This is a genomic window from Janthinobacterium sp. SUN137, from assembly GCF_030587265.1.
GTDB lineage: Bacteria > Pseudomonadota > Gammaproteobacteria > Burkholderiales > Burkholderiaceae_D > Janthinobacterium > Janthinobacterium kumbetense.
Genome location: NZ_JAPWHZ010000002.1, coordinates 10,317 through 34,954, shown reverse-complemented (window position 1 = coordinate 34,954; position 24,638 = coordinate 10,317). Strand labels below are relative to the sequence as shown.

Annotated in this window: 10 protein-coding genes; 6 read left to right on the top strand and 4 right to left on the bottom strand. The window is 65.6% G+C overall.

Annotated elements, in window-relative coordinates:
- Positions 1–14: 14 nt before the first annotated feature.
- From O3298_RS08155 to O3298_RS08140, 4 genes are all read left to right on the top strand, one after another.
- Positions 15–443, top strand: a complete 429-nt coding sequence (locus tag O3298_RS08155) for a RidA family protein (protein WP_289911466.1) — start codon at positions 15–17, stop codon at positions 441–443.
- Between the two features lie 118 nt (positions 444–561).
- Positions 562–1,206: a DUF4304 domain-containing protein gene (locus tag O3298_RS08150; protein ID WP_305057588.1), complete on the top strand. Its 645-nt coding sequence runs from the start codon at positions 562–564 to the stop codon at positions 1,204–1,206.
- A gap of 3 nt (positions 1,207–1,209) precedes the next feature.
- A complete protein-coding gene (locus tag O3298_RS08145) occupies positions 1,210–1,869 on the top strand; it encodes a hypothetical protein (RefSeq protein ID WP_305058997.1) in 660 nt (219 codons plus the stop codon).
- Positions 1,870–2,048: 179 nt separating this feature from the next.
- Positions 2,049–4,154 carry a prolyl oligopeptidase family protein gene (locus O3298_RS08140; protein WP_305058996.1) on the top strand — a complete coding sequence of 702 codons (2,106 nt, stop codon included), beginning with the start codon at positions 2,049–2,051 and terminating at the stop codon, positions 4,152–4,154.
- An 86-nt stretch (positions 4,155–4,240) separates the two neighbouring features.
- On the opposite strand, the gene O3298_RS08135 is transcribed toward O3298_RS08140, so the two are convergent.
- On the bottom strand, positions 4,241–4,864 hold the full coding sequence (locus O3298_RS08135) for a glutathione S-transferase family protein (protein ID WP_289914157.1): 624 nt from the start codon (positions 4,862–4,864) through the stop codon (positions 4,241–4,243).
- 252 nt (positions 4,865–5,116) lie between these two features.
- On the opposite strand from O3298_RS08135, the gene O3298_RS08130 reads away from it, so the two are divergent.
- Together O3298_RS08130 and O3298_RS08125 are read left to right on the top strand one after the other, a co-directional pair.
- On the top strand, positions 5,117–7,810 hold the full coding sequence (locus O3298_RS08130) for a M1 family metallopeptidase (protein WP_305058995.1): 2,694 nt from the start codon (positions 5,117–5,119) through the stop codon (positions 7,808–7,810).
- A complete protein-coding gene (locus O3298_RS08125; RefSeq protein WP_305058994.1) occupies positions 7,782–8,051 on the top strand; it encodes a hypothetical protein in 270 nt (89 codons plus the stop codon). The genes O3298_RS08130 and O3298_RS08125 overlap by 29 nt, the downstream gene beginning before the upstream one ends.
- Positions 8,052–8,290: 239 nt before the next feature.
- Here the strand turns inward: O3298_RS08125 and O3298_RS08120 are convergent, their stop codons facing one another.
- The 3 genes from O3298_RS08120 to O3298_RS08110 are packed head-to-tail and all read right to left on the bottom strand — an operon-like array spanning position 8,291 to position 24,394.
- Positions 8,291–9,385, bottom strand: a complete 1,095-nt coding sequence (locus O3298_RS08120; RefSeq protein ID WP_305058993.1) for an OmpA family protein — start codon at positions 9,383–9,385, stop codon at positions 8,291–8,293.
- Positions 9,386–9,393: 8 nt separating this feature from the next.
- Entirely contained in the window at positions 9,394–12,699 is a 3,306-nt protein-coding gene (locus tag O3298_RS08115) for a hypothetical protein (protein ID WP_305058991.1), read from the bottom strand.
- Between the two features lie 52 nt (positions 12,700–12,751).
- Positions 12,752–24,394 carry a hypothetical protein gene (locus tag O3298_RS08110; protein WP_305058990.1) on the bottom strand — a complete coding sequence of 3,881 codons (11,643 nt, stop codon included), beginning with the start codon at positions 24,392–24,394 and terminating at the stop codon, positions 12,752–12,754.
- Between the last annotated feature and the right edge of the window lie 244 nt (positions 24,395–24,638).

Below are 24,638 nucleotides of genomic sequence, written 5' to 3'. Positions count from 1 at the left end.
TCGACAAAGGAAAGCTGATGAAACGCGACGTCGTATTCCCTCCGGGCCGCCAAGCCCTGTATGAGCAGAACCGCTATTCGCCCGCCGTGCGCGCCAACGGCCTGCTGTTCGTGTCGGGACAGGTCGGCAGCCGCGAAGACGGTTCGCCCGAACCCGGGCTCGAAGCCCAGGTCCGGCGCGCCTTCGACAACCTGAATGCCATCTTGCAAGCGGCCGGCTGCTCGTTCGACGACGTGCAGGACGTGACCATCTTTATCGTCGACCCGCAGGCCAACTTCCAGCGCATCTGGGATATCGTGCAAGCCGGTTACTGGGGCGAAGCTCCCCACCCCACCGTCACGGCCGTTGGCGTGACGTGGCTGTATGGTTTCCAGTTCGAGATCAAGGTAGTGGCCAGGCTGCCTGGCCAGCACACAGCCCCCGGAAGCGCGCAGGAAAAATAGCGGCAGGTTTTCCCCTCGCACGATTGCCCGCCGCAAGGTGCGCTGGCGCTGATCTATGGCAACATGGCAGCGCCGTTTTGACCGCAGGCGGCGCAACCGACGAATGCCAGGAAACGGAATGAAGCCAAAAGCGCTGATCATCGCCAATATTGAAGCGTTCTTGCTGGAGCCGCTGACGGCAGCGGGCTTCAAGTTCTCGCCAAGCCAGCTGACCTTCAAGCGCGCGCGGAACGAATTCGTCCAGGCCATCCATTTCCAGGCCAACCGCCATAATGAAGAGCATGTCTGTGTGGCATTCTGGAGCCACTATCAGGTTTCATCCAGATCCTACACCTCATGGCACAAGGCGCGTTACGCTCACGAACCTGCCAACAATATCGTTGGTGATGTGGCCGACTGGGATATCAGAAACTGGCAATTCCCTGTCATCGATGGCAAGGAGGACAAGGAACACCAGCTCGTCGATCCGTCCCATCGGACAACAGTTATGGCCTGCCTGCGGGACAATCTGCTGGAGTTGGCCATTCCCTGGCTCGACCACCGGTCCAACTGGGAAAATGCGGCCCTGGCCCTGGTCGAAGCGCAAGGCTCGCATGCCAGGGCCTACGATTATTATCTGATGGCCGGCAAGCAGGAAAAAGCCTTGTGGGCCTTGCACGAAGGTATTGCCTACTGGGAAAGAAACCCCAAGGCATCTTATCCGCAAGAAAAAGAGGAGATCGCTTTGCGTATGGAACACTACTTCAATGCGACACCAATCTGAACTATGACAGAGATCATTTGTCCCTACGATGGCGACTGCGGGCGCCACTTCGCCCCCAGCGCAATGGATGCCCCGGATGGCGCGTTCTTAACAACGGCCATCGCCAAAAAGATGACGTTCATGTTCCTGCACTGTCCCGCATGTGCAAGGATGTTCCAGTTCAATCCGGTCGCCTGGACAGCGCAGGCTTGCGAGACGGCTGCGCCCAAGGCCGCCAAAGTCGCGAAGAAAAACGGCAAGCAGCTGGAAAAGTTGCTGGCCAGGGAACAAGTAATCGTGCCCCAGGCCTATCTCGCGCACCTCCGCAGCGCAAAGTCACTACCCGGCGTGGCGATTTTCAAGGATGAAGAGCCCTTCACCTTGTACAGCCTGGACGCGCTGTGCCAGGACGTTGATGTGGATGGAACCAGGTACCTGGCAGTCAGGCAACTGGCCGGCTTTGGGCAGGCCCTGGCGCAAGCGGCGGGAACGGGGTCGAAGCAGGCAGCACCGTTCAGCCTTGCCGAACTGGCGGATTGCCTGGCCATCGGCGAGGAAAACACGCGCATCCTGTTCATCGACAGCCGCGACAACGAGGCATTATGGATTTATCACTGCGACGGCGGCGATGTCGAACCGACGCAGCTCACCTTGACCTCGCTGATCGGGCCTGGCATATGCTGAAAGGCGCGACACGCCGCAGATTCTGCGGCCTGCGTCCATTCCAGCAAACAATATTGGAAAAGCATGCTATTTTTTAAGTAGTCGCCCATAGACACTGGTTCCTTACAGCAATCCATGGCACCATGGCTGCGCCGTTTTGCCTGCAACGCGGCCTCCATCGGACCAACCAGGAACCCTACATGTCGTCATATCGCATTCTCGCCAGCAGCATGCTGCTCGGCCTGGCCGCAGCGGGCATCGCCCATGCACAAGCCCCCGCGCCCGCCGCCGCCAACACCGATCCCCACCTGTGGCTGGAAGAAGTCCTCGGCGACAAGCCGCTGGCCTGGGTCAAGCAGCACAATGCCGTCACCACCAAGGAATTGGAAGCCCAGCCCGGCTTTTCGGCCCTGCAGGCGCGCCTGAAAACCATCCTCAATTCCAAGGAACGCATTCCCTACGTCAGCAAGGAAGGCGAGTATTACTACAACTTCTGGCGCGACGCCCAGCACGTGCGCGGCATCTGGCGCCGCACCACGCTGGCGCAGTACCAGCAGGCCGAACCCGCGTGGGAAACCGTGATCGACCTCGACCAGCTGGCCGCCGGCGAGAGTGAAAACTGGGTCTGGGGCGGCGCTTCCTGCCTGTATCCGAAGGGCGAACGCTGCCTCATTTCCCTGTCGCGCGGCGGCGGCGACGCCAAGGTGGTGCGCGAATACGACGTGGCCAAGCGCGCCTTCGTCGACGGCGGCTTCACCCTGCCCGAAGCGAAGGGCAGCGCCAGCTGGATCGACCAGGACACCCTGTTCGTCTCCACGGATTTCGGCCCCGGCTCGATGACCAGCTCCGGCTACCCGCGCATCATCAAGCAGTGGCAGCGCGGCACGCCGCTGGCGCAGGCGCAAACGCTGTATGAAGCCAAAGCCGACGACCTGAGCGCGGGCGCCTACAAGGATTTCACGCCCGGCCACGAACACCAGTTCATCGAGCGGCAAATCGATTTCTACAGCGGCGAAATGTTCCTGCGCGACGGCGCCGAGCTGAAGAAAGTGCCGAAACCGGACGACGCGACGGCCTTCACCGTGCGCGACCAGCTGGTCATCACCCTGCGCTCGGACTGGAAAGTCAATGGCAAGACCTATGCGCAAGGCTCATTGCTGGCGACCGACTTCAAGTCCTTCATGCAGGGCAAGCAGGTGCTGGAAGTGCTGTACGCGCCCACGGCCACGTCTTCGCTGGACAATGTCACGGCGACGAAATCGGCCATCCTCGTCACTACCCTGGACAAGGTCAAGAACCGCCTGACGGAACTGCGCCACGTGAACGGCAAGTGGCAGCGCCGCGCCGTCGATGCGCCAAAGCTGGGCACCCTGGCCGTCAGCGCGCTCGATCCCGTCGACTCGGACCAGTACTTCCTGACGGTGACCGACTTCCTCAACCCCACCACCCTGTACCTGGCCACGGCGCAAAGCGACAAGCGCACAAAGATCAAGTCGCTGCCCGCCTACTACGACGCGGCGCCGTACAAGGTGGAGCAGTTCGAATCGACGTCGAAGGATGGCACGAAGGTGCCGTATTTCGCCATCATGGGCAAGAAGACGAAATTCGACGGCAGCAACCCCACCGTGCTGTATGGCTACGGCGGCTTCGAAGTGTCGCTGAAACCGAGCTACAGCGGCACCACGGGCGTGGCGTGGCTGGAAAAAGGCGGCGTGTATGTGCTGGCCAATATCCGCGGCGGCGGCGAATTCGGCCCCCGCTGGCACCAGGCGGCGCTGAAGGAAAACCGCCAGCGCGCGTATGACGATTTCATCTCGGTGGCGCAGGATTTGATCCAGCGCAAGGTCACCAGTCCGCGCCACCTGGGCATCATGGGCGGCAGCAATGGCGGCCTGCTGACGGGCGCCGTGCTGGTGCAGCGTCCCGACCTGTTCAACGCCGTCGTCAGCCAGGTGCCGCTGCTCGACATGCGCCGCTATAACAAGATGCTGGCGGGCGCCTCGTGGATGGGAGAGTATGGCGACCCGGACGTGCCGGAACAATGGGCGTACATCAGCAAGTACTCGCCGTACCAGAACGTCTTCAAGGACAAGAAATATCCGCGCGTGCTGTTTACCACCTCGACGCGCGACGACCGGGTCCACCCTGGCCATGCGCGCAAGATGGTGGCGAAGATGGAAGAGCAAGGCCACGACGTGCTGTACTGGGAAAACACGGAAGGCGGCCATGCGGGCGCCGCCAATAACGACCAGCAGGCGCTGATGTGGGCGCTGACCTACACCTTCCTGCTGGAGCAGCTGAAGTAAGGAACTCGAAGTCAACCCGGCCTGACGGCCCCCGCAAGACAGAACGCCTGCACCGGATCTTCCGGCGCAGGCGTTTTTTCATGGGCCTACTTCGCCTGCGCGCTGGGGCGTTCGGCGATGCGGTCGCGGTAAGCCTGCAGGTGCTGCAAGCCTTCCGCGCCGGGACGGTACTTCATCAGGCCGCGCGCAAATTCCAGCGCGCAGAAGGCCGTGATGTCGGCAATGGTGAAGCGCTCGCCGGCGATGTACGGCTGCTGCGCCAGCACCTGGTCCAGCCACTGCGCCATCTCGCGCAGCTTGCCCGCCTGCGCCGTGGCGAAATCGGGAAACTGCGGGTTTTCCAGCGCCACCAGGGCCGGATGGCCATGGCGCACCCAGTTGGCGGCGGCGCTGAACAAATGCAGTTCCACGCGGCGGTCGGCCATTTCGATGAACGCGCGCTCCTCGAAACCTTCGCCCATCAGGTTCGGCTGCGGCTGCAAGCCTTCCAGGTAAGTGCAGATGGCGCGCGTCTCGGTCAGCACGCGCCCGTCCGCCAATTCCAGCACGGGCACGCGGCCCAGCGGGTTTTTCGCCAGGAAGGCGGGATCGCGGTGCTGGCCCGCCATCAGGTCGAGCGCCACTTCCTCGATGCCGGCGATGCCTTTTTCGGCGATGAACATGGTGACGCGGCGTGGATTCGGCGTGCGGGGGCTGATATACAGTTTCATGTGCAAGTCTCGTCTCGTTAGGGTGGTTGACAATCAGGTGCGGCACCGGCCTGTGGCAAGGCGGTCAGGCGCCCATCATACCAGCGCACCGTGATGGTGCGGCGCTCCCGGCGCGTTGACTTTGCCCCCGTTTCCACTTAGATTGCTGTACGGGAACGCTGGCTTCCAGTTCCAGCGATGTCCCCCAACCGCCATCAACGCTCGCAGCCTACCCGGCTGGCGGGCGTTTTACCCATGAACGAAGGGCATACCATGCATCGCACACCGACTCCGCGTTTCCGCCGCAGCCAACTGGCCGCCGCCGTCCTGGCCCTGGCCGCCGTCGCCGCCTTTACCCCGGGCCACGCCGCACCCGCCGCCAAATACGCCTCGGCCAGCCACTCTCCTGGCACCACCACGCAGCTGCCGCGCGGCGTCACGCCCTTGCACTACATCCTGTCGATCACGCCGGACGCCGCCGCCTCCACCTTCAAGGGCGCAGCCGCCATCAAGGTGGCCGTCGACACGCCGACGGCCAGCATCACTTTCAATGCCCTGAACCTGGCGTTTGCCGCCGCCGCCATCGAAGGCGCGGGCGGCAGCAAGCAGATGACGCGCAAGATCGATATCGACGCGGAAAAGCAGACGGCCACCGTGCATTTCGCCGAGCCGCTGGCCAAGGGCGAGTACCTGTTGCGCATCGACTACACCGGCAAGATCGGCACGCAGGCCACGGGACTGTTCTCGCTCGACTACGACACGCCGCAAGGACGCCAGCGCGCGCTGTACACGCAGTTCGAGAATTCGGACGCGCGCAGCATGCTGCCGTCGTGGGATGAACCGGACTACAAGGCCACCTTCGCGCTGGACGTGGTCGTCCCGAGCAGCCAGATGGCCATCGGCAACATGCCGATCGCCAGCAGCGAAGAACTGGGCAATGGCATGAAGCACGTGTATTTCGCCACCACGCCGCGCATGTCGACGTATTTGCTGTTCTTCGGCCTGGGCGACTTCGAACGGGCGACAAAAATGGCCGACGGCACGGAATTGGGCGTCATCACGAAGAAGGGCGCGCTGGCGCAAAGCCGCTTCGCGCTCGACGAGTCGGCCGCCCTGCTGCGCGAATACAACGATTATTTCGGCGTGCGCTACCCGTTGCCCAAGCTCGACAACATCGCCGCGCCGGGCCGCAGCCAGTTCTTCGGCGCCATGGAAAACTGGGGCGCCGTGTTCACCTTCGAATACGGCTTGCTGCTCGACCCGGCCATCTCGACCCAGTCGGACAAGGAAAACATCTACACCACCCTGTCGCATGAAATGGCGCACCAGTGGTTCGGCGACCTGGTCACCATGCGCTGGTGGGACGACCTGTGGCTCAACGAAGGCTTTGCCTCGTGGATGGAAAGCCGCACCACGGAGCGTTTGCACCCGGAATGGAACACGGCCCTGTCCAACGTGGGCGGGCGCGAATCGGCCATGAGCCAGGATGCGCTGCGCACCACGCATCCGGTGGTGCAGCGCATCGCCACCGTGGAACAGGCCAGCCAGGCCTTCGACGGCATCACCTACCAGAAGGGCAAGGCCGTGATCAGCATGCTCGAAGCGTACGTGGGCGCCGACACGTGGCGCACGGCCGTGCGCAGCTACATGCGCAAGCATGCGTATGGCAATACGGTATCCAACGACCTGTGGCGCGAAGTCGACGCGGCCGCGGGCAAGCCTGTCAGCGCCATCGCCCATGATTTCACCCTGCAGCCGGGCGTGCCGATGATCACCGTGGGCGACGCCGTGTGCAGGAAGGGCAATACGCGCGTGACCCTGACGCAGACGGAATTTTCCAAGGACCAGCCGGACAAGAAACCGCTGTCGTGGAAAGTGCCCGTCATCGCGTCGACGGTCGGCAACGGCAAGCTGGCCCGCGTGCTGGTCAAGAATGGCAAGGCCACCCTGAACGTGCCCGGTTGCGGCGCCCTGCTGGTGAACGCGGGCCAGAGCGGCTACTACCGCACCCTGTACGCGCCGGCCGGCACGCACGCGCTGGCGGGCAGCTTCGCGCGCCTGGCGCCGATCGACCAGCTGGGCTTGCTGGCGGACAGCCAGTCGCTGGGCATGGCGGGCTTGCAAGACCCGGCCGCTTTCCTGGAACTGGTGAAGGCCACGCCCCTGTCGGCCGACCCGCAAGTGCTGGGCCGCGTGGCCGGCTCGCTGAACGGCCTGTATGAACAGTATGCGGGCGACACGGCGCGCCAGCAGGCTTTCGCCCGCTTTGCCATGGCGCGCCTGGCGCCGATGATGGCGCAGACGGGCTGGGAAGCGCGCGCGGGCGAAGCATCGAGCGTGGCGACCCTGCGCGGCCGCCTGATTGCCATCCTCGGCGACATGGGCGAGCCCGGCGTGATCGCGGAAGCGCGCCGCCGCTACGCGGCCAGCGAACAGGATCCGTCCGCCATGCCCGCGCCGCTGCGCCGCACCATCCTGGGCGTCGTGGCCCAGCATGCGGACGCCGCCACCTGGGAACAGCTGCACGCCAGGGCGCAGCAGGAAAAGACGCCGCTGGTCAAGAACCAGCTGTACGACTTGCTGGCCTCGACCGACGACGCGGCCCTGGCGCAGCGCGCGCTGGCGCTGGCGCTGACGGATGAACCGGGCGTGACCAACAGCCCGGCCATGATTTCGCGCGTGTCGCGCAGGCATCCGGAACTGGCCTTCGACTTCGCGCTGGCCCACCTGGAGCAAGTCAATGCGCGCATCGACGCCAGTTCGCGCAGCCGCTACTTCCCGCGTCTGGCCGCCGGTTCGGCGCAGCCGGAAATGATCGCCAAACTGGAAGCCTATGCGCAAGCGAACCTGCCGGCCAGCGCGCGCGGCGACGCCGACAGTTCCGTGGCCGGCATCAAGTACCGTATCAAGGTGCGTACCGAGCGCCTGCCGGCCGTCGATGCATGGCTGGCCAAGCAAACGGGTTAAGCGCCCGCGCCCGGCGCCGCAGTATGGCGGCGCCGGGCATTTTCCGGCCCTGCACGAAAATCCGGGCAAAAAAAACCGGCTTCGCAAGTCGCGGCAGCCGGTTGAAACGCTGTTTCAGAGCGCAGGGATAAAACGGAAAACACATGAAAAAGTGGAAATCGTGCCGGTCATTGAGGTGTCCGGCAACCTTGCGCCCGGGGTTTCCGTGCGCCATGTATCCACTATGCCAGCCCTTCACTAAGTCAGGCTTAGGACTTCATTAAAGCCCCTTCATTTTCCCGCTTTCACCCTGCATGCCTTGCCATCGCAGCAATTTCACGCTGCGCCGGCCTGTCTGGTGCCGATGGTTGAGCTCACCGGCTAAGCTGTTGAGTCATGCCTGCATCCTATCGCTCCCGGAACGTAGTGATTTGCGCACCGCATGCTGTGTGCCAACAAAAGCATCATAACAGCGGCATATGACCGCCTTATGACGTAGCGCTAAGGTGCGCCGCCCTCCTTTGCGGAACTCTTGATACCCGTCAACTCGATCTCCACGCGGCGGTTCGGCTGCAGACAGGCGATCAGGGCCGCGCCCGGCGCCACCTTCTCGCAAGCGGCGACGGGTTCCGCCTTGCCCTTGCCATACGCGCTGATGACATTGGCGATGCCCTGTTCGCGCAGCAACTGTTTCACCGTCAGGGCGCGCCGCTCCGACAAGGCCTGGTTATAGCTGTCCGAACCCAGGCGGTCCGTGTGTCCTGTCACGGACAGCGTATCGATCTGCACATAGCCCTGCTTCAGGCGCGCCGCCAGGTCGCGGATTTTCTCGATGCCCTGCGGCAGCACGTCGGCCGCGCCCGCCTTGTCGAAGCGGAACAGGGCGTCCATGTCCAGGGTGATGCGTTCATGCTCGATACGCGGCGGCAAGATGTCCGGCGGCGTTACCCGCTTCGGCTGCTCGGCAGGACAGGATGCCGCGGCGGACTGGGCGGCCGCCTGCGCATCCTCGGCCAGTTGCACGTACGGGTTCGCGTGGCGCCAGCCCTGCTGCTTGTATTCATTGCCCGCATGCGCCAGCTCCACTTCGCCGCACGCCACCTTTTGCGCGGCGCAGGCAAAGCCGGGCGAGGCACGCAGCTTGCTGAAGCCGGCCCACAGGTCGTCGCGCAAGCGCGTGGCGTCGTTCACCAGCGGCGTCGCATCGCCGGGATTGGGCGTGCTGCCGTCTTCCAGCGCGGCAACAATCTTCGCCGATTCCTGCAGCGCCTGCAGGGGAAAGGCCGAGCGGTCGTTGCGCGTGTATTCGTGGAACGATACGTCGAGCCAGCATTGCGCCTTGGACAGGTAATAGTCGCCCACGCGCACGCCGCCGTCGTTGAGCTTCTTGATGCGCTCCTGCAGCAGCAGGTACGCCTGCTGGTCGGCAGAGACGGCCTGGTCGCTGATGCGCAGTTGCGGCATGGCCAGCGGCGCCGCCGGCAGGGTCGGCGTGGCCGCCTGGGCCGGGCCCATGGCCAGCAGGCCGGCCAGCGGCAGCAGTTTCATCGTCGTGGTCATCATCGGTGTCATCGTCGGTATCAGTGAGGAAGTCATGGTAGCTTTCATGGCCGGGCCAGGGTACGGTTGATGGTGGCGTCTTTGCCTTTGAACAAGTTTTCATCGAATTTGAAGCGCAGGCGCAAATAGGGGCCGCGGGCCGTGTAGTCGGCGCCCGTCAGGTCGCGGTCGGAAAAGCCCGACCAGTTGTGGCCGGCCGACAGCCACAGGTTTTGCGCCAGCAGATAGCCCACTTCGACGCCGTTGGCCCACTGGCGGCTGCCCCCTTGCGGGCTGCCCATCACGGCCGCCAGCACGCCGATGTCCCAGTTCTTGCTGATGTCGTACACGGTGCGCCCGGAAAACAGCCACGCCGTGTATTTCTCTTGCCCGGCGGGCAGGTTCCTGTCGTTATTGTGCTTGGCGGCAACCCTGCCCGTGAACCACCACGGACGGCTGGGGTGGTAATCGAGGTGCGTGGAAACGATATGCGCGCGGTAATTGTCGCCATCGATCTGCGACTGGTCGCGCACCGTCTTGTACTCATAGCGGGCCAGGCCGTTGAAACGGTTGTCGTCGACGGGGCGCCACGCAAAGCCCAGTTGCGCCCGGTCCTGCAGCACGTTGCCCACGGGCGCGCCGCTGGCGTCGTCGTTGTTGCGCGTGTACAGCAGGTAGTTGCGTGCAAGCAAAGTCCAGTCGCGGCTCAGCTTGCGCGCCCAGGCGATGGTATTGAGCCATTGATCCTGGCGCTGGTTGCCCGGCGCGATGTCGCTGTCGAACAGGCGCCGGTACTCGAGCTTGACGGAACCGCGCCACAGGGGATTGACGGCATAGTCGAAGCCCGCCGCCACGGCCACAGCTTGCTGTTGCTGGCCGTTCATGACTTTCAGGTATTCCACATTCGTGTTCGCCGCCAGCCCTTCGCCCAGGTTCCACGTGTTGCGCAAGCCGGACGCCAGCTGCAAGTCGCGCTGGTTGCTGAGGCTGTAATCCATGGCGTCGCGCATGCGGTACTCGCCGAACACGGTGCCGCCCGGCATGTAGCCCGTATCCGCGCCGGCGACAAAGCTGGTGCTGCGGTCGGCCGGATTGAGCGAGTACGCGGACGCCAGCCCCGTCTGGTTTTCATAGCGCGCATACAGCCGGCTGCGTTCGGCCAGCTGGTATTGCGCACCCAGGCCGTAGCGGTGCTGGTCCGCGTCGGCGATGCTTTTTTCCACGTCGCCATTCAGGGTCCAGCGGTCCGTGGCCTTGTATTGCGCGCCCAGGCGCACGGTGGTGGCGTCCAGCGGCACCGTCGCGCCCGCGCCCACGCCGGGATTGATCGGAGCAAACGTGGTGATGCTGCCGCCCGTGACGGGGTCGATGGCCGTGTTCGCCGTGCCGTTGCCGAAGAAGCCGCCCGTGGGATTCAAGCCCGTGCCCAGCGGCGACGTGTTCGGCGCGATGCCGGCCGTCGACGGCATGCCGCCGCTCTCCTTCATGTGCTGCACGGACACATCGAGCAGCCAGCGCTCGCTGGCATTCCACGCCACGCCCAGGCGCTGCGCATCGCGGCGGGCATCCGTACTGCGCTCGTCGCTACGGATGGCCTCGCCATACACGGTGACGGCGGGACTGAGCTTGTAGCCCGCTTTCAGCCCCGCTTCGCCCCGCCCGCCCGTGATGCCGGCCGCCGTGTTATTGAAATCCTGGTCGGAACGGTTCCAGAACGCTTTCGCTTCCAGCTTCTCATCCTTGTGCTGCAACTCGACCCGCGCCGCATTGCCGCTGACTTCATCGCGCAACTCGCCCGCCTGGCCCGACGGCGTCGTGTAGATGCTGCCGCCCGCGCTGTAGCTGGTGGACGTGGTGCGCGCCACCTCGACCACCAGCAGGCTGTGCTCGCCCAGGCGCACACCCGCGTTGACACTATGCAATTTGTACGGCGACAAGGGATTCCTGTCTTCCACGGCCGAGCCGCCGAGCGAGACCATCTTGCCCAGCTGCACTTGCCCATCCACGCCCACGGTCCAGAATTTCTCGCCGCCTTGATCTACCTCATAACTGATGCGTATCGATTGCGGGTCGCCATTCGGCGTCAGCGCGGGGATCGCCTGCTTGAACAGGATGCGCCCGCTGAACGGCTCGAAGCTGTAATCCTCGAAGCGGCGCAACTGCGTCGCCTGCACGATATTGCCGTTCTGATTCTTGTCGCGCACGACGATCTCGATCTTTTCCGAGTTTTCGATGGCGTTGTTGTTGCGCACGGCGAACGGCCCCGAGGTGCCGTTCGCCCGGTATTCCTCGACCACCTGCTTCAGGCTATCGTTGATGGCAAACGCATTCGCGACGATGCCATCCTGTTCATAGTGGCCGCGGCCGCCCGTGGCCGTGCGGTTGTACTGGCCCAGTTTTCTCTGCTGCAAGTTCGCCACGGCGCCGCCGCCCGTCATCTGGCTGAAGCCGTCTCCCGTGGCAAAGTCGCCGTACAGCACATAGCTTTTTTGCCGGTCGATGCGCACATATAAACGGTCGCTGGAGCGGGCGTCGAAATTGCGCACGGAACTGTCACCGTACACGGGATAAAACTCTTCCGGATTGACATCGCGCAAGAGGCGCGCGCGCGTATCCTTGTCCGAATCGTAGGCGGCCGTCAGCAAGGCGTCGCCTCGGATGGTTCCCTTCAAAAACATCGCCGCGCGGCCCGCCACGTTGGCCTTGCCATTATTAAAAGCGCGGCTCCAGCGCTGGATGTCGCGCTCGAAACCGTCATTGAAGCGCGACGGCGAAATGTCGCTGCTCGACAGGCTGCGCTTGCTGATGATGCCGTCGATCAAGCCCACGGCCAGCATGTCGCGCAATTCCGGCAAGAAACTGATCGTGCCCTGCGCCGCCACACTGCCGGCCGACACGCGCAGCAACACGTCCTGCGGCGTGGCGGGAGCCAGCAGGCTGAACGTCGCCACGCCGTTTTCCACCGCCAGCTGCGTGCCGGGCGTGACCTTGTCGGCGTCGCGCCGTTCCGGACCCAGTTCATCGGTGCGGGCGCCGGGCAACAGGATGCGCCCGGCGCTGGCCTCGATGGTCAGCAATGCCTTGCCCGCCAGGGGCTGGCCCTGCTCGTCAAACAGGCTCACCGTCACCTTGACGGGACTCTGGCCATCGGCCGGCACGCCATTCCCGTCCGTCTCGACGGCGATGCGCGCCACGCCCCGGTTGATGGCGTAATCGGTGGCGCCCACCTTGCCGGCAAGGAAGGATGGCGCCGCCACGGCGGAGCTTGCCGCATGGTCCGGCAAGGGCAGTTGCGCCAGGCTGGCCGCCGGCAAGGCCAGCAGGGCCAGCGCGGCCGCCATGCGCCGGGGCGCGGGGAGAGTTCTCTTCATGGCTTGTTTCTCTTTAGCAGCATTGGCAAGCGGCAAGTAAGGTGGCAGGGGCTTATTGCACATGGCTGCCTCCTGCGGCTGGCGCGGCGGCGGGTACGCGCGGTGCGACGACAGGCTGGTTGGCGCTGTCCGTTGCCTGGGCCGGCGCGGCGGCCGGCTGGCTGCTGAAGCTCAAGCCCCCTCCCTTGCCGCCCTCCCTTTCCACGCTGCGCACCTCGCCCTGCGCGCGGCGCGCCTTGACTTGCTCGAGCACGGGATTCGAGCACGAACCTTCGATGAAGTCGGCGCGCAGCAGCTCGCCGTTCTTGGTATCGAGGAACAGGCTGTGTGGATCGCCCAGGTTGCGGTTCGACGCTTCCATCATGCGGCTGGCGCGCGGCAAGGTCGCACCGTCGACCTTGATGACATGGCTGTTCGGCGTGATGCCGCAATAGCTGTACTTGCCTTCCACGTCCGTGGTGAAGTTCGTGCCATCCTCCATGTACAGCCGCACGCCCGGGATGCCCAGTTCCTCGCCGTCCTGCACGTGGTTGTTGTTGCAGTCCACAAACACCTTGCCGGCGATGCAGGCATCCGTCGTGAACACGCCGCCCGTCACCTTCACTTTCGCGCGCGCCTCGTTCGAGGGCGGGCCGTTGGTGGTCGTTGCCTGGGCGCGGTTGATGCCGTCGCCCTGCAGCGAACCGACGCCCACGCGCAGGCGGTAGCGGAAGCTGGCGCTGGCGTTCGGGGCCAGCGATTCCAGCTTGAAGCTCAGCTGGGGACCGGGCTTGCCGGAAGGATCGGGCTGCAGCACATTGTTGCGCGTGGTGGTGCCGTCGATGTAGCGGAAGCCGGCCGGCAGTTTATCGAGCACGCTGACGCCGAACGCCGTCGCCAGGCCCGTGTTCTTCACCTCGATCGTGTATTGCAGGCTGTCACCGATCTCGGCCTGGGTCTTGTTGACGCTCTTGCTGATCAACAACATCGGCTTGTCCTTCGTGTTGAACACGACGGGCGTAAAGCTGGGCGGCGTGGCGCCTGGCGTGGCCGGCAGCAGCAAGGTGTCGGCCGAACTGGCCAGGGCCAGCACGCTGGCCGGCGCCACCGGCGTGCTGATCCCGCCGGCGCCGCTGTAGCTGTGGCCGATGTTGCGCCCGCTTCCATCCGTGCCCAGCATGGTGCTCGCATACACCTGGTTCAATTGCGGCACGGTGGGAATCGCCGCCACGCTGCCGAAGTCGACCAGTACCGTGAAGACGATGTTGCAGCTTTCCTGCGGCTGCAAGTCGCCCTGGCCGCTCAGCAAGCCAAACACGGTGACGCCGTTGAAGTCGGCATTCGCCGCGCAAGCCGTGGCGCCGGCGGGCCGCGCCGTGACGGCCAGGCTGCCCGGCTTGAAGGTGACGTTCGTGGCCGTGGGGAAGACGGCCTTCAGGTTTTCCGCCACCTGCACCATGGTCGAGGTCGGGTAACCGGCAGGATAGCGGTTGGCCGCCTGCACGGTGTAGCTGATCTCGAACTTGCTGGCATCGACCTGCTGTTGCGCCGACACGGCCTTGATGACATCGACCACTTGCCGCAGCAACACCACGGGCGTGGGCGTGTCTTCGCCCGTGAAGGCGACGCCGCCCACGGTATCCGAGGCATTGCCGTTGCGGTTGGGGTCGACCTTGTCCGCCAGCGCGGCCACCTCCGCCGCCGTGGCCACGGCGCCCGCATGGCTGCCGCCATTGTTGGACGCATCGAACACGAGGCTGCCCGCGGGCGGCGTATACGTGGGGTTGGCGGCGATCGCGCCTGCCGCCGGGGCGGGCGGCACACTGATGGCGCCGCCTCCGTTGGCGACATTGCCGCCCAGCGCGCTGGCAAACACGCTGTTGTTGTACTGCGGCAAGGTCGTCTCCTGCACCGTGATTTCCACGGTGAAAGTAATGACGCTCAACTCGCCCTCGCCCAAGGCCGCATCACCATTGAGCAAACGCAAGTCGCTGCCGCCGCAACCGCCCGTAAAGCCCGGATTGACGGCCAGCTGCCGGCTGCCGCCAATGGCGGGCGCGGCAGGCGGCGCGACGATGCGGCACGCGACCGGTTCGGGGAAGGCGGCGCGCAGGCTGTCGAGCGCCTGCACATTCTGCGCCGCGCCCTTGCCCACGTTGCGGATCACCACCGTGTACGGCACGGTGAAGACCTTGGCCGACAGCTGGGTCACCTTGCCCACGCCCAGCGCCGCGCCGATGGCGGGATTCGCCACGTCCGTGACGGCCGTGCAATCGGATGCCTGCGCGCAGCGCGGCAAGTCGGGACCGGTGGGCACAATGGTATTGCTCAGGGTGCCGCTGGCCGCCACTTTCGCGCTCACCGTGACGGCGGCCACGGCGTTCGGCGCCAGGCCGGCCGGCACCGTGCAGACGAGTTTATTCGCCGCCAGCGGCGCGCACGTGGTCGGTGCGGCAGGCGTGACGACGATCTCCGCCAGGCTGGCAGCCAGGTCGTCCGTCAAGGTGATGGCCGCCGTGGTGGCGCCGCTGCCGCTGTTGGTGGCCGTGATGGTCCAGCTGACGGTGTCGCCGATGCTGGCATTGGCCTTGTTCGCCACTTTCTTGACCATCACGCTGGGGCTGGTGACGTTGGTGGTGGTCTGGCAATCGGCCGGAGACAGGCACAGCGGCGCATCGGGCCCGGACGGCACGACGCGGTTGAGCGCCGCGCCCGCCTGGGTGACGGTCGCCGACACTTCCACGCTGGCTTCGCCGCCATTGCCGATCAGGCCGGCAGGCACGCTGCAAGTGAGCACATTGCCGGCCACGGGCGCGCAAGTGGCGCGCACGGGCGTGAGCACCACATTCGCCAGGCCGGCCGGCAAGGTGTCGACCAGGGTCATGACGGCGCGCGTGGGGCCGGTGCCCGTATTGCTGGCCGTGATGGTCCACACGACGGTGTCGCCCACATTGGCGCTGGCGCGGTTGACGCTTTTCCGCACCGCTACCTTGGGTCCCGTCAGCACGACGCTCGATTCGCAGCTGTTCGCCTGCGCGCAAGCCGGATTGTCGGGTCCGCTCGGCATGACGCGGTTCGACAGCACGCCTTCCAGCGTGCCCGTGGCCGTCACGCGCACGCTGCGCGTGCCATTGCCGATAGCCAATTGACCAGCAGCAATGCTGCAGCTTTGCACGCTGTTCGCCACCCAGTTCGCCAGCGGCGGGCACGTCACGCCCGCATCGGCGTTGACCGCCAGCACCGTCAGGTTCGGCGGCAGGATGTCCGCCAGGGTCACCACGCCCAGGTTGGCCACGCCGCCGCTGTTGATGGCGGTAATGGTCCAGATGATGCTGTCGCCCACGTTGGCATTGCCGACGTGGGCCGTCTTGCTGACGCGAATCACGGGACCAGGCATGGTCACCGTGGCCGTGTTCGGCAAGTCGTACTGCACTTCCGTCGAGCTGGTGGCGATGATGCTGACGATGGTCGACACATTGCTGGCTGGCTGGATATACGACAGGCCAAAGCTGTGCAGTTCGTTGGCCGCCAGGCTGGCGGGCAAGCCCGTCACCGTCAGCATGCCGCTGACGGCGTCATAGCTGCCGGCCGCGCCGTTCAGGGTCACGCCCATCAGGCCTTGCGCCAGTTTCAGGCTGTACGTCACGTTCTCGGCCGTGCCGGGACCCACATTGCTGTAGCTGACGATGCCGTTGATCTGGTCGCCGGCGCTGGTGGTGCCGGGGAAACCGTTCAGGGTGGTGGTCACGTCGACCAGCAGCTTGATGGCCGTGGTGGTGGTGGTGCAGTCCGCCGCCTGCGCACAGACAGGATTGTCCGGGCCGCTTGGCAACACCGTGTTCTGCAACACGCCGGCCGCGCTGGCCGTGGCCCGCAGCACCACTTGCGCCTGTCCGCCCGGCGCCAGGCCGGCCGTCACGCTGCACGTGACAATATTGCCTGCCACGGGCGCGCAGGTGGCCAGTTGCGTGGACAGCACTTGCACGCCGCTGACGCCCGCTGGCAGGTTGTCGGTCAGCACGATGGCGGACTTGGTCGCGCCCGTGCCGCCATTGCTGGCGGTAATGGTCCAGGTCAGCAAGTCGCCCACGCTGACACTGCTCTTGTCGACGCTCTTGCGCACCGTCACTTGCGGCGCGACGAGGGTCGTCGTGGCTTGGCAGGCGCTGGCCGTATCGCAGGCAGGGTTGTCGCCGCCGCTGGGCACGACGCGATTCGACAGGCTGCCGCCCACCGAACCCCGGCCCGTGATGACGACCTTGCGGCTGCCATTGCCGGCTGCCAATTGACCTGCCGCAATCGTGCACGACTGCACGCTGCCTGCCGTCCAGCTGGCGGCCGGCGGACAGCTCACGCCTCCATCGGGCGTCACGCCGAGCACGACGATATTGGCGGGCAGCACGTCGGCGATGACGACGGCGTTTTGATTCGGCAAGTTGCCCGTGTTCGTCGCCGTGATGCTCCAGGTCAGGATATCACCGACGGCCGCGTTCACCTTGTCGACCGTCTTGCTGGCGCGAATCACAGGGCCGGGCAAGTTCGTCGTCGCCGTATTCGGCAAGTCGTTGACGATTTCCGTGGAACTGGTCCCCACCACGCTGGTGATGCGCGAGCTGTTGCTGGCCGGCTGGGTGTAGAACAGGTTGAAACTGGCGCTCTGCCCCGCGATCAGGGTGGCCGGCAAGCCGCTCAGCACGTACATACCCGTAGCGCTGTTGTAGACGCCGCTGATGCCGGGCGCGCCGCTGACGGGGCTGAGCGAGACGCCGCTCAAGCCCGCTTCCAGTTGCAGGCTGTAAGTCACCGTTTCCGCCACGCCCGGCCCCACGTTGGCAAACGTCACCACGCCGCGGATGGCGTCGCCCGCATTGCTGCTGGCGGGAAAGCCGTTCAGGGTGGTGGTCACGTCGACCAGCAGTTTCGACACCACCGTGGTGGTCTGGCAATCGCCGGGCACGGCACAGACGGGGTTGTCCGGCCCGCCCGGCAGCAGCGCATTGACGAGGCTGCCCGACAGGGTCGCCGTGGCGCTCAGCTTGACGGTGGCGGCGCTGCCGGCGGCCAGGCCGGCCGGCACGCTGCAGTTGACGACATTGCCCGCTGGCGCGGCGCAGGTGACGGGCGCCACCGGCGTCACCAGCACGTTCGCCAGGCCCGCAGGCAGGGTATCGGCCAGGGTGGCGATGGCCGTGCTCGGTCCCGTGCCGGTATTGCGCAAGGTCAAGGTCCACGTCAGGGTATCGCCCACGTTGGCCGCCGTCTTGTCGACCGTCTTGCTGGCGTGCAGCAGCGGCGAACTGACGGTGCTGGTGGTGCTGCAATCGCCCGCCTGCAGGCAGACGGGGTTATCCGTGCCGCTGGCGCTGACGCCATTCACCAGGCTGCCAGCGGCGGCGGCGCGCGCCGTCACTTGCAGCGTGGCATTGCCGCCGGCAGCCAGGCCGGCCGGCACGCTGCACGTGAGAACATTGCCGGCCAGCGGCGCGCAGGTGACGGGCGCGGCGGGCGTGACGACGATATTCGCCAGGCCGGCCGGCAAGGTGTCGGTGAGGGTGACGACGGCCGTGCTGGCCCCCGTGCCGCTATTGGCCAGGGTGACCGTCCACGTCAGGCTGTCGCCGATATTCAGAGCCAGCTTGTCGACGCTCTTGCTCAGCGCCAGGCTGGGGCTGGTGATGGTGGTCTGCGTCTGGCAGCTGTTGGCCTGGAAGCAGGCTGGATTGTCCGGACCGCTCGGCATGACCTGGTTGGCCAGGTTGCCGCCCGCGCTGGCCTTGCCGGTCAGCACGATCTGGCGCTGGCCGTTGCCGGCCGCCAACTGGCCGATGGCCACGCTGCAGCTCTGGCTGCTGTTGGCCACCCAGCTGGCCAGCGGCGGACAGGTGACGCCGCTGTCGGGCGAAACATTCGTCACGACGATATTGGCTGGCAGCAAGTCCGTCAGGATCACGGCGCCCTGGTTGGCCAGGCTGCCCGTGTTGCTGGCCGTAATCGTCCAGATAATTTCCTCGCCGACATTCGCCACGGCCTTGTTGGCCGTCTTGCTGACGCGAATGATAGAGCCAGGCATGGTGACGGTGGCCACGTTGGGCTGGTCGTTCGGCACTTCCACCGATGTCGTGGCAATACGGCTGACCACGGTCGACAGGTTGCTGGCAGGCTGGATGTAGCTGAGCTGGAAGCTGAAGCCCTGCCCCGCCGCCAGGGTGGCCGGCACGCCGCTGAAGGTCACCAGGCCGGAGCCGCCGTTGTAGCTGCCCGTCACGCCGCCGAGGTTGACGCCGGCCAGGCCGGGCGCCAGTTGCAGGCTGTACGTCACGCCTTCGGCCGGGCCGGGGCCGATATTGCTGAAATTGACGGTGCCCGCTATCGTGTCGCCCGCATGTGTGCTGCCGGGAAAGCCGTTCAGGGTGGTGGTCACGTCGACCAGCAGTTTCACGGCCGTGCTGGTGGTGCTGCAATCGCCGGGCTGCTGGCAGACGGGATTATCAAGACCGCTCGGCACCACCGTATTGACATAGGCGCCGGCCGCATTGGCCACGCCCTTGACGACGATATTGAGCGTGGCGCCCGCCGCCATGCCGGCGGGAATGGAACACACGAGCTGGTTGCCGCTCGGCACCGCGCACGTGGCGGGCGACGCGGGCAACACTTGCCACAGGGTCAGGTTGGCCGGCAAGGTGTCCGTCAGGGTGACGATGCCCATGGTCGCGCCCGTGCCCGTATTGGCCACGGCTATCGTCCACGTCAGCGCCTCGCCCACGTTGATATTGCTCTTGTCGACGGTTTTACGCACGGCCACTTGCGGGCTGAGGATGGTGGTGGTCGTCTGGCACGAAGCGGCCTGGGCGCAGGCGGGATTGTCTGGCCCGCTCGGCAGCACTTTATTGCCCAGGCTGCCTCCAGCCGTGCCCCTGGCCGTGATGGTGATGCTGCGGCTGCCATTCACGGCGGCCAGCTGGCCTGGCGCGACGGTACACGCTTGCGCGCTGTTGGCCAGCCAGCTGGCCAGCGGCGGACAGCTGACGCCCGCGCCCGGCGTGACGGACAACACCGCCACGTTGGCGGGCAGGATGTCGGTCAGGGTCAGCACGCCCAGGTTGGCCAGGCTGCCCGTGTTCGTGGCCGTGATGGTCCAGGTGATCGTCTCGCCCACGTTGGCCGTCGTCTTGTCGGCCAGTTTCGTCACGCGGATGATGGGGCCGGGCACGGTTGCCGTGGCCGTGTTCGGCAAGTGGTTCGCCACTTCTACCGAGGTGGTGGCGATGCTCGACGTCACCATCGACAGGTTGTCGGCCGGCTGCGTGTAGCTGACGTTGAAACTGGTGCTCTGGCCATTCGCCAGGCCCACGGGCAAGCCGCTGAGGGTGACGACGCCCGTGGCGGAATTGTAGCTGCCAACGGCGCCCGTCAGGGTGACATTGCTCAAGCCGGGCGTCAGTTGCAGGGTGTACGTGACGCCTTCGGCGGGGCCCGGTCCCACGTTGGCGTAGGTGACGGTGCCGGAAATCATGTCGCCCGCCAGGGTATTCGGCGGGAAATTGTTCAGGGTGGTGGTGACGTCGACCAGCAGCTTGACCACCGTGGTGGTGGTGCCGCAATCGCCGGGCAGCACGCAGGCGGGAGTGTCGGGGCCCGATGGCAGCACGCTGTTGACGGCGGCGCCAGCCACGGTGACCGTGGCGCTGACGACGATTTTCGCCGAGGCGCCGGGGGCCAGGCCGGCCGGCACGCTGCATGCGAGGTTCTGGCCCGCCACGGGCGCGCAGGTGGCAGGCGCCTGCGGGCTGACGACGACGTTAGCCAGGCCGGCCGGCAAGGTGTCGGCCAAGGTGACGGCGCCCGTGCTGGCGCCCGTGCCGCTATTGCTCACCGTCAAGGTCCACGTGAGCGTGTCGCCCACGTTGATGCTGGCCTTGTCGACGGTCTTCTTCACGGCCACGTTCGGCCTGGTGACGGTGGTGGTGGTCTGGCAATCGCCCGGCGTGGCGCAGGCAGGATTGTCGACGCCGCCGGGCACGAGGCTGTTGGCCACCGTGCCGGCCGCATTCGCCACGGCCTTGATGGTCACCGTTGCCTGCATGCCGCTGGCCAGGCCAGGCGGCACCGTGCACGTCAACGTGGTGCCGGCGGGCACGCCGCAACTGGCGGGCGCCACCGGCAGGATCTGCAGCGCGCCCACGTTGGCGGGCAAGGTGTCGGTCAGGGTGATCGGGCCATTCGTGGGGCCGCTGCCGCTGTTGATGGCTTTCAGGGTCCACGTGATGGTGTCGCCGAGGTTGACGGTGGTCCTGTCGACGCCTTTCGTCACGGCCACGCTGGGGCTGGTCACCGTGCTGGTGGTGGCGCAGGCGGCAGGCGTGGCGCAGGCCGGGTTGTCGGCGCCGGACGGCACGACGCTGTTGGCATACGTTCCCGCCGCCGCAGGCTGGGCCGTGACGGTGAAACCGGCCACGCCGCCATTCGCGGCCAGGCCGGCCGGCACCGTGCACGTGAGGGTATTGCCCACCGGCGCGGCGCAGGTGGCGCTGCCGACCAGCGCCACGTTCACGCCCGTCAGGTTGGCCGGCAAGGTGTCGGTCAGCGTGATGGGCGCGGTGCTCGCGCCATCGCCGCTATTGGTCGCCGTGACGCTCCAGGTCAGGGTGGCGCCGATATTGATGCTGGCGTGGTCGACGGTTTTCGTCACCGCCACCTTGGGGCTGGTGATCGCAGTGACCGTACTGCAATTTTCCGCCGTGGCGCAGGATGGATTATCGGGGCCGGCCGGCATGATGCGGTTGGCCAGGCTGCCACCCGCCGTCGCATGCGCCGTGATAGTGACGCTACGGCTGCCGTTCAGGGCCGCCAGCTGGCCGGCGGCGATGGTGCACGTCTGGGTGCTCGACGCCACCCAGGCCGCCAGCGGCGGGCAGGTCACCCCGGGCGCCGCCACCACGTTCGTCACCACAAGGTTGGGCGGCAGCAGATCGGCCAGGCTCACGATGCCCTGGTTGGCGATATTGCCCGTATTGCTGGCCGTGATCGTCCACGTGATGTTTTCGCCCACGTTGGCAGTCAGCTTGTCGGCCACCTTGGTGACGCGCACGTTCGGCCCCGGCACCATCACGGTGGCCGTATTCGGCAAGTCGTTGGCCACTTCGACCGAAGAGGTGCCGACCACGCTGGTGACAAACGAGGTGTTCGTGGGCGGCTGCGTATAGCTGAGATTGAAGGTGACGCCCTGCCCGGCCGCCAGGTTCGGCGGCAGGCCCGACAGGACGATGAAACCCGTGCCCGCGTTGTACACACCCGTCACGCCGCCGACGGACACGCCCGTCAAGCCAGGCGGCAATTGCAGCGTGTATGTGACGTTTTCCGCCGCGCCCGGTCCCATGTTGCGGTAGGTAACCGTGCCGCTGATGGCATCGCCCGCATTCGTCGAACCGGGAAAGCCGTTCAGGGTGGTGGTGACGTCCACCAGCGCCTTGCTGACCACGGTGGTGGTCTGGCAGGCGCCGGCCGTGGCGCAGCTGGCGCCATTGCCGCCGGACGGCGCCACGCTGTTGATGAAACTGCCCGCCGCCGTCGGCACGCCAGTGAGGCTGACCTGGGCGCTGGCGCCCGGCGCCAGGCCGGCCGGCACGGTGCAGCTGAGCGTATTGCCGGCCAGCGGCGCGCAGGTGGCGGGCGCCGTGGGCGTGATGACGATGCCGGCCAGGTTGGCCGGCAAGGTATCGGTCAGGGTCAGGATGGCCGTGGTGGCGCCCGTGCCGGTATTGTTCGCCGTCAAGGTCCACTGCACGGTGTCGCCGATGAAGGCGCTGGTCTTGTCGACGCTTTTTTGCACGCGCACGAGCGGGCTGACGATGCCCAGGGTGTCGCTGTCGACGTTGTTCGCGGGAATCGGGTCCAGCGTGCTTGCGCCGGCCGTGGTGGTGATCGTCAGGCTGCCGCTGGCGGGCAGGTTGAAGGTGGAACTGCAATTGATGCGCGAGCCGGGAATGAAGGGCGACACGGGCGCGCTGCAGGTGGCCGTGGCGCCGGCGGGCAAGCCGCTCATCACGCAGGTGGGCGCGGCCGCGCTGTCGGGGCCGTTGTTCGTGCACACGCCCGTCACCGTCACGGGCGAACCGGCATTGTAGGGACCGGCCGGCACCGTCGTGACGGCTTGCATGTCCGCCTGCAGGCGGCGGTTGCTGATGGTACAGGCGACGGGCGCCTCGGGCATGGTGAAGTTGCCCGCGTTGGCCGCGCCGCTGGAAATGACGGCGGCCGTATCTGTGCGCACGCAACTGTAGCCGCTCTGGTACTGAGCCAGCACGGTGGCCGTGCCCGCGGTTTCCGCAAACGTCGCGAGGTTGCCCACGCGCACCACGGCGCTGGCCGTGGCGCCGTTGCCGCCCTGCACGCCCGCCGTGCCGTTGGCATTCATGATGAACAGGCCGCTGTCGCCGGCCGGCGCCAGCACCTTGAGCACCGTCAAGGTATTCGTCCTGACCGTGGCCGTGGTGCTGCTGCTGTTGTTGCTCAGATCGCTATCCGTTTCGTTGGGCGAAACGGTCACGTTGGCCGTATTCACGATGCTGGCGGCGTCGCCCGGCGTGGCCGTGACCGTCACCGTCAGATAGGCACCCGCGGTGGGATCGCTGACGGCACCATTCACGGGCAGGTTGCCCATGGTTATGCTCACGTTGTTGCTGCCCGAACCCGAGGTTTTCGTGCCGCAGGAAGCGCTGCCGCTGGCGGCGCAGGTCCAGCTGACATTGCTCAGGCTGGCCGGCAGCACGTCGCTGAAGGTGGCGCCCGTGCTGAGGGCCGGGCCGCGGTTCCACACCTTCATGGTGTAGCTCAGGGGCTTGCCGACGGAAAACTGCGCCGGTCCCACCTTGCTGACGGCCAGGTCCGTCTTGCTATTGGTACAGTCGGCATAGGAACTGGCCAGGCTGGGGTCGCGCAATTGCGCAGCGGGAATAATTTCCGTCACATTGTCGGGACGCGTCCAGCGCATGTGCAGATAATTGATGCCGCCCACGTTATTCCACAGGACGCGGGCCAGATAACAGCCGCCGGGCGTGGCGCTATTGAAATTGCCGGCCAAATTCTGGAAATCCGTTTCATTATTCGAATATTCAGCCACGCTGCCCACGGCCACGTTGTACACGGTATTGCGGTAATTGGTCGAATATTGGGTCGAGAAATCCACCTTCACGTCGTCATCGTGCGCGACGCTGAATTTGTAATTGCCCGCCTGGGGAAATACCACCAGCGTGTACATCACGCGGCCCATGATCCAGGCCCGGCAGGCGGCCGACGTTTGCTGCGTATCGAAGTTGCATAACTGCCCGGGATTGGCGGTCGTGCCATTGGCCCAGTCCAGCTGCGCCGACGTCCCCGTGCGCGCCGCGTTGGCGGCGGGATTGGCGGCCAGCGCCGCCAGGCTGGCGAGCCGGCCCGTGCTGCCCGCGTTGAAGCCGTTGTTGTAATTGGGCGCGGGCGGATTGGCCGGCACCCGCTCGATGCCGCGGTAATCCTCCCACAACACCTGTGCGGCGGCGGGCGCGGCGGCGCCCAGCAGCAGGGAAGCGAGCGCCAGCGGCGCAACATGACACTTGGAAAAATGAGGCAGGCGGGCGCGGCAGGCAAGCGCGGCCAGCATCCCCATATAGCGCCCGGCGAACGAAAAAGCTGCGTGGCGGCCGGAACGGCCTGCCGTTTCCTGGTGTGTTTTGATCATGTTGTTCGCTAAGAAATGTACCGCTGCAAGATGCAGACAAATATAAAAATGACATTTATTTGTCACGATTATATGAACAAGTAACACTTCAAGCGTACGACAACAGTGGTTTTTTTGTTTCCAACAATGAAATTAAATTATCTCGTTGATATTTCGCAACACATTCATCGAATTCATCGTGTAGACACGCCGACATTCTATTTTTACCGCATACTGATTAGCTCGGCATTATATTTAAATTATC

What these genes read in the sequence shown, in the direction of transcription:
- O3298_RS08150 (WP_305057588.1), top strand. Translation starts at nt 562, where the DNA reads ATGAAGCCAAAAGCGCTGATCATCGCCAATATTGAAGCGTTCTTGCTG.
- O3298_RS08145 (WP_305058997.1), top strand. Translation starts at nt 1,210, where the DNA reads ATGACAGAGATCATTTGTCCCTACGATGGCGACTGCGGGCGCCACTTC.
- O3298_RS08140 (WP_305058996.1), top strand. Translation starts at nt 2,049, where the DNA reads ATGTCGTCATATCGCATTCTCGCCAGCAGCATGCTGCTCGGCCTGGCC.
- O3298_RS08135 (WP_289914157.1), bottom strand. Translation starts at nt 4,864, where the DNA reads ATGAAACTGTATATCAGCCCCCGCACGCCGAATCCACGCCGCGTCACC.
- O3298_RS08130 (WP_305058995.1), top strand. Translation starts at nt 5,117, where the DNA reads ATGCATCGCACACCGACTCCGCGTTTCCGCCGCAGCCAACTGGCCGCC.
- O3298_RS08125 (WP_305058994.1), top strand. Translation starts at nt 7,782, where the DNA reads ATGCATGGCTGGCCAAGCAAACGGGTTAAGCGCCCGCGCCCGGCGCCG.
- O3298_RS08120 (WP_305058993.1), bottom strand. Translation starts at nt 9,385, where the DNA reads ATGACTTCCTCACTGATACCGACGATGACACCGATGATGACCACGACG.
- O3298_RS08115 (WP_305058991.1), bottom strand. Translation starts at nt 12,699, where the DNA reads ATGAAGAGAACTCTCCCCGCGCCCCGGCGCATGGCGGCCGCGCTGGCC.
- O3298_RS08110 (WP_305058990.1), bottom strand. Translation starts at nt 24,394, where the DNA reads ATGATCAAAACACACCAGGAAACGGCAGGCCGTTCCGGCCGCCACGCA.